The organism is Variovorax sp. 20P10.2.4 (genome assembly GCF_058244205.1).
Genome location: NZ_JBZAYE010000468.1, coordinates 1 through 5,872, shown reverse-complemented (window position 1 = coordinate 5,872; position 5,872 = coordinate 1). Strand labels below are relative to the sequence as shown.

Genomic DNA, 5,872 nt, shown 5'->3' with positions numbered 1-5,872 from the left:
AGCATAGAGTTCTCCTCAGGGCAAGGTGCAGCGCGAAATGCGGGCGAAGCTTACAGCAAGACATTCGGCCCGATCTGTCGCGCAAGGGGCGAAGTATCCATGCTCCAACGTCCGTGGCTGCTGAAAATCTAGCTATCCATTTGATAGCTTATTAGTGATGGATCGGCGGTGCTCCCTCTGGTGCGCTGTAAGGAAACCGGTCTCAGGCAGCGCCGGGGCGGCGTCCCACCATGCAGCGCAAAAACAACGCCGCGACGCCTGCACGCACTTCGTGTCATCTAAAGGACAAAGTTGTGCGTGTTTGTAATCATTCTTCGATGAATCCATTTAAAAGATCGCTTCATGTGCATTAGTTGCAGGGCAGATTACTTACCTTAGACGCAGATAGATACACTTCGCCTCACTTGGAGTCGTACACAGAGGCGGCCCATGGGAGGAAGTAAGGGGGTAATAAAAATGCGCATTGCTGTCCTCGACCACGAGGCCCATCAGAGAAAACTGATTCATCAGACCATGGCGTCGCTCGGGCACGAGTGCCATGAGTACGCAGATGGAAAGTCGCTGTTGCATTCGATGCGACGACAGACCTTCGATCTGCTGCTTCTCGACTGGCATCTGCCCGACATCCGCGGCCTCGACGTGGTGAAGACGATCCGCCACGACCTGAAGAGCCGCCTGCCCGTGCTGTTCATCACCGCGCGGCGCGACGACGCCGACATGGTCGCCGGGCTCAATGCGGGGGCCGACGACTTCATGAGCAAGCCGATCCAGGCCACCGAGCTCGAGGCGCGCGTCAACGCCCTGCTGCGGCGCTCGTACCCCGCGCAGCACGAGACCGAGCTGGTCTTCGGCCCCTACCACTTCTATCCGCCCTCGCGAACGCTCAAGGTGCGCGGCATGCCGGTCGAGCTCAAGAACCGCGAGTACGAACTGGCGCTGTTCCTGTTCCAGAACCTCGGCCGCCTGCTGTCGCGCGAGCACCTGCACGAAGCAGTGTGGGGCCTGGGCGTCGAGGCGCTCTCGCGCTCGCTCGACACCCATATCTCTCGCCTGCGCACCAAGCTCGACCTGCGGCCGTCCAACGGCTTCCTGCTGCTGGCGATCTACGGGCTCGGCTACCGGCTCGAAACGGTCGAGGCCGGCCAGCTCGGCTCTCGCGGGCCCGAGCTGCGCAGCAGCCCCTGAGCGCTTCGGTGGTCCGCCGCGGCGGACCACCCAACCACCCGGCGCTGCACTCTTGGGGGAGGCAAACGCAGCCACCGGGTTCTCGCGGCCATCCATCGCCTTCGGCTTGGCGTCCAATACGGGGATGATTCGCGCGGCGGCGTGCCGGCCATGGCCCGGGCCCCGCGCGACCGCCGAAGAAAGCCGTCCCCATGAACACCACCGTCCGCTGGAAACCCAACGTCACCGTCGCCGCGGTGATCGAACGCGAAGGCCGCTTCCTGCTGGTCGAGGAGCACACCGATCAGGGCCTTCGCCTCAACACCCCGGCAGGCCACCTCGATCCCGGTGAATCGCCCGCCGAGGGCTGCGCACGCGAGGCGCTCGAGGAAACGGCCCATGCCTTCACGCCGACCGCGCTGATCGGCATCTACCTCGCACGCTCGGCCGACGACCCCGACGTGACCTACATGCGCTTCGCCTTCAGCGGCGAGCTCGGCGAACGCGAAGCGGGCCGGGCGCTCGACACCGGCATCGTGCGCACGCTCTGGATGACGGCCGACGAGATCCGCGCCAGCGTGGCGCGGCATCGCAGCCCGCTGCTGCTGCAGTGCGTGGAAGACCACCTGGCCGGCCAGCGGCATCCGCTGGACCTGATCCATGTCGACGATTCGGTGCGGCAAGAGCCGCGCTGAGCAGGCTCAGATGATCACGCCGCCGCCGAGGCAACGCTCGCCGTCGTAGAGCACCGCCGACTGGCCCGGCGTCACCGCCCATTGCGTCTCGCCGAAGCGCAATGCGAAGGCATCGTTGCGCGGTGCGTCATCGCCCTCCACCATCTCGCAGGCCGCGTCGGCCTGCCGATAGCGCGACTTGGCCCCATAGGCGCCCGGCACCGGCGGCTCGCCCGCCACCCAGCTCGCGTCGTCGGCGCGCAGCGAGGTCGACAGCAGCCAGGGATGGTCGTGGCCCTGCACCACCCACAGCGTGTTGTTCTCGACGTCCTTGCGCGCCACGAACCACGGCGAGTGGTCGCCCGCGCCGCGCTGCGCGCCCTTTTCCTTCACGCCGCCGATGCCCAGCCCCTGGCGCTGGCCCAGCGTGTAGAAGCTCAGGCCCTGGTGCTCGCCGAGCTTGCGGCCGCGGTCGTCCTTGATCGGGCCCGGTTCCTTCGAGATGTAGCGGTTCAAGAACTCGCGGAACGGCCGCTCGCCGATGAAGCAGATGCCGGTCGAGTCCTTCTTCTTCGCGTTCGGCAGGCCGATCTCCTCGGCGATGCGGCGCACCTCGGTCTTGTGCAGCTCGCCGACCGGGAACAGCGTCTTCGACAGCTGTGCCTGGTTCAGGCGGTGCAGGAAATAGCTCTGGTCCTTCGAGGGATCGAGCCCCTTGAGCAGCTCGTGCCGGCCCGTGGCCTCGTTTAGCCGCACGCGCGCATAGTGGCCGGTGGCGATCTTCTCGGCGCCCAGCCGCATCGCATGGTCGAGGAAGGCCTTGAACTTGATCTCGGCATTGCACAGCACATCGGGATTGGGCGTGCGGCCGGCCTTGTACTCGCGCAGGAACTCGGCGAACACGCGGTCCTTGTAGTCGGCCGCGAAGTTCACGTGCTCGATCTCGATGCCCAGCACGTCGGCCACGCTAGCGGCATCCACGAAGTCGATGTTCGACGAGCAGTACTCGCTGTCGTCGTCGTCTTCCCAGTTCTTCATGAAGATGCCGACCACCTCGTGCCCCTGCTGCTTGAGCAGGTGCGCGGTCACCGCGGAATCCACACCGCCGCTCAGCCCGACCACGATCCGTTGCTTTGCCATAGGGGCGACATTGTCCCAGCCCCGGCGAGGCGGGGTCGGCGTGGGGGAAATCGGGGAGCGCCTCTCAGGCGCGCAGGCTGTCCCGGATGCGGGCCAGCAGCTCGTAGGAGCGCAGCCGCGAGGCGTGGTCGAAGACCTGCGAGGTGATCATCAGCTCGTCGGCGCCGGTGCGCTCGATGAAGGCCTCGACGCCCGCGCGCACGGTGTCGGGCGAGCCCACGGCCGAGCACGACAGCACCGAATCGAGCAGCGCGTTCTCGGCTGGGCCGACCTTCTGCCGGTAACCCTCGACCGGCGGCGGCAGCCGGCCGGGCCGGCCGCTGCGCAGGTTGACGAAGGCCTGCTGCCACGAGGTGGCGCGGAATTCGGCCTCGGCGTCGGTGTCGGCCGCGAACACGTTGAAGCCCAGCATCACGTAGGGCTTGGCGAGCTGCGCCGAGGGCTTGAAGGTCTCGCGGTAGATCTGGATCGCCTGCATCATCTGCTGCGGCGCGAAGTGCGAGGCGAAGGCGTAGGGCAGGCCCAGGTGCGCGGCCAGCTGCGCGCCGAAGGTGCTCGAGCCGAGGATCCACACCGGCACCTCGAGCCCCGCGCCCGGCACGGCGCGCACCGCCTGCTGCGGGTTCTTCGACATGAAGTCCATCAGCTCGATCACGTCCTGCGGGAACTGGTCGGCGTCCGATTCGAGGTTGCGGCGCAATGCGCGCGCGGTGCGCTGGTCGGAGCCGGGGGCGCGGCCCAGGCCCAGGTCGATGCGGCCCGGGTAGAGCGATTCGAGGGTGCCGAACTGCTCGGCGATGACCAGCGGCGAATGGTTGGGCAGCATCACGCCGCCGGCGCCGATGCGGATCGTCGAGGTGCCCGCGCCCACGTGCGACAGCAGCACCGCGGTGGCTGCGCTGGCAATGCCCGGCATGCCGTGGTGCTCGGCGAGCCAGTAGCGGCGGTAGCCGAGCTTTTCGCCGTGCTGCGCCAACGACAGCGAGTTGCGAAAGGACTGCGCGGCATCGCTGCCTTCGACGATCGGGGAGAGGTCGAGGATCGAGAAATCGGTCATCCGCCGATCATGGCGCGAAGCGCCCGCAAACGCTGGCTGCGGGGCTATTCGGTTTGGTATAGCGTGCCGACGCTCGCGAAGTCGCGGCCGTTCTGCTCCACGTTGACCTGGAACGGCACGCTCTCGCCGGGCGCGATGGCCGGCAGGTTGTCGACCAGCTTGAAGCCGCTGAGCTGCCCGTCGCGGTCGCGCAGGCTCACCCACAGCCGCACCTTGCCGACGATGGTCGTGCCCGGATTGCTCACCTTGCCCGTGACCTGCACGCTCTTGTAGAGGAAGCGCTGGCTGAAGTTGAGCAGCACGCTGCCGGTCTCGGCCTTGGTGCCTGTCACCTGCACCTCGAGCGGCGTGCGCGGACCGGGCAGCGCCGCGCGGCGCATCGGCTTCCATTCGACGCGGGTCTGGGTGATGCGGTCGACATCGCGCGGCTCCAGCAGGATCGGAAAGCGCTCGCCCGGGTAGAGGTAGGCCAGGCCCTGGATGGCGGTGGCGCCGTCGGCCTTGCTGCCGCCGAAGCGCGAGATCACGCCGCCGGGCGCGATCACCACCGTGTCCTTGCTGCGGTTCACGAGTTCGGTCAGGAACAGCGGTCGCTGGATGTTGCTGCGGCCGGCCACCAGCGGCAGCAGTTCGAGCTCCTTGGCGTCGAAGCGCTCGCTGTCGTCGGCCAGCAGGTCCTCGGTGCTCAGGCGCAGGTCGGCATGGAAGACCTCGGGCGCGCCCACGGTGCGGATCACGCGGTCGGCACCGCGCACCGCGGTGCGCGAGCCGCCGGCCTCGATGGTGCTGTAAGCGATGCGGTAGTCCCAGGCCGCGACCTGCGCGGCGCGGCCGAAGCGCGCGATGTCGACGTCGATCGCGCTGCGCGCGCCGGGCGCGATGTCGTTGCCCTGCGCATAGCCGCGGCCGAAGCCGATCACATTGCCGGCATCGTCGTAGAGCGTGGCGAGCGCCTCGACGCCGCCGATCGCCGCGTCCTTGCGCTCGTTGACCACGCGCCCCACCAGCCGCACGCGGTCGCCCTGCTGCACCAGCCGCAGGCGCGAGAACGCAAGCCGCGGGCCGTCGGCCGAACGGTAGGGCGCCGAGAGGCGCTGCACCTGCAGCTCCTGACGCGTGACGTTCTTGCCGCTCGGCAGATCGAACAGCAGCGGCGCGCTCTCGCCGGGCTCGAGCACCGAGATCGGCAGCGACTCGCTGCGTTCCTCGAGCCGTGTCTCGCCGTCGTAGAAGGCGGCCTTGACGCTGGCGCGCTCGAGCGGCTTGCCGGTCTCGTTGCGCGCCACCACCAGCAGCTTGGGCCGCGCCGAACTGCCGCTGCCCACCAGCACCTGGCGCGGCTCGCCGAGCTTGAGGCCGTCGATGGGGATGTTGCGGTCGACCACCGAGGCGACCGAGGCGCGGCGGCCGCCGTCGGGCGCGTCCTTGCGCGTGAACATCTGCACCACCATCACGAGCAACGTGATGCCGAACACGGCCGCGACCGCGAAGCCCGCGGTGCGCATCGCCACCTTCTGCCGCGCCGCCTGCTCGTCGGCGAGGCGGCGCGCGGCCGCATCCTTGACCTGGTCGAGCACGCGGTCGAGGCGGTCGGAGATGTCGTCCTCCACCAGCGTGACGGAGCCGCAGTGCTGGCAGGTGAATTCGTTGAGGCCGGTGCGCTTGAGCACGCTGCTGCCGCATTCGCCGCACTTGAGCGTCTGGAGATCGATGGTCATGGAAAGCGCTGGTCGTTGTTATCGTGTTCGTTGAAGCGGCCCGTGCTATCGATCGCTTCGCGCAGTGCGGTGCGCAGGCCGTCGATGTCGCCCGCACTCACTTCGCGCACGCCCTGCAG

General features: G+C 68.0%; 5 protein-coding genes. 2 read left to right on the top strand and 3 right to left on the bottom strand.

The window, feature by feature from the left end:
• Window positions 1-456: 456 nt before the first annotated feature.
• Window positions 457-1,185 carry a response regulator transcription factor gene (locus tag AC27VN_RS30450; protein WP_093350467.1) on the top strand — a complete coding sequence of 243 codons (729 nt, stop codon included), beginning with the start codon at window positions 457-459 and terminating at the stop codon, window positions 1,183-1,185.
• Window positions 1,186-1,376: 191 nt separating this feature from the next.
• Entirely contained in the window at window positions 1,377-1,859 is a 483-nt protein-coding gene (locus AC27VN_RS30445) for an NUDIX hydrolase (protein ID WP_490878971.1), read from the top strand.
• Window positions 1,860-1,865: 6 nt separating this feature from the next.
• On the opposite strand, the gene mnmA is transcribed toward AC27VN_RS30445, so the two are convergent.
• The 3 genes from mnmA to AC27VN_RS30430 form a co-directional block, all read right to left on the bottom strand.
• Complete coding sequence (gene mnmA / locus AC27VN_RS30440) at window positions 1,866-2,978, bottom strand: tRNA 2-thiouridine(34) synthase MnmA (protein ID WP_490878970.1); 1,113 nt, start codon at window positions 2,976-2,978, stop codon at window positions 1,866-1,868.
• A gap of 64 nt (window positions 2,979-3,042) precedes the next feature.
• A complete protein-coding gene (locus AC27VN_RS30435) occupies window positions 3,043-4,035 on the bottom strand; it encodes an LLM class flavin-dependent oxidoreductase (protein WP_398500120.1) in 993 nt (330 codons plus the stop codon).
• A 44-nt stretch (window positions 4,036-4,079) separates the two neighbouring features.
• Entirely contained in the window at window positions 4,080-5,753 is a 1,674-nt protein-coding gene (locus tag AC27VN_RS30430; RefSeq protein WP_490878969.1) for an FxLYD domain-containing protein, read from the bottom strand.
• Window positions 5,754-5,872 lie beyond the last annotated feature (119 nt).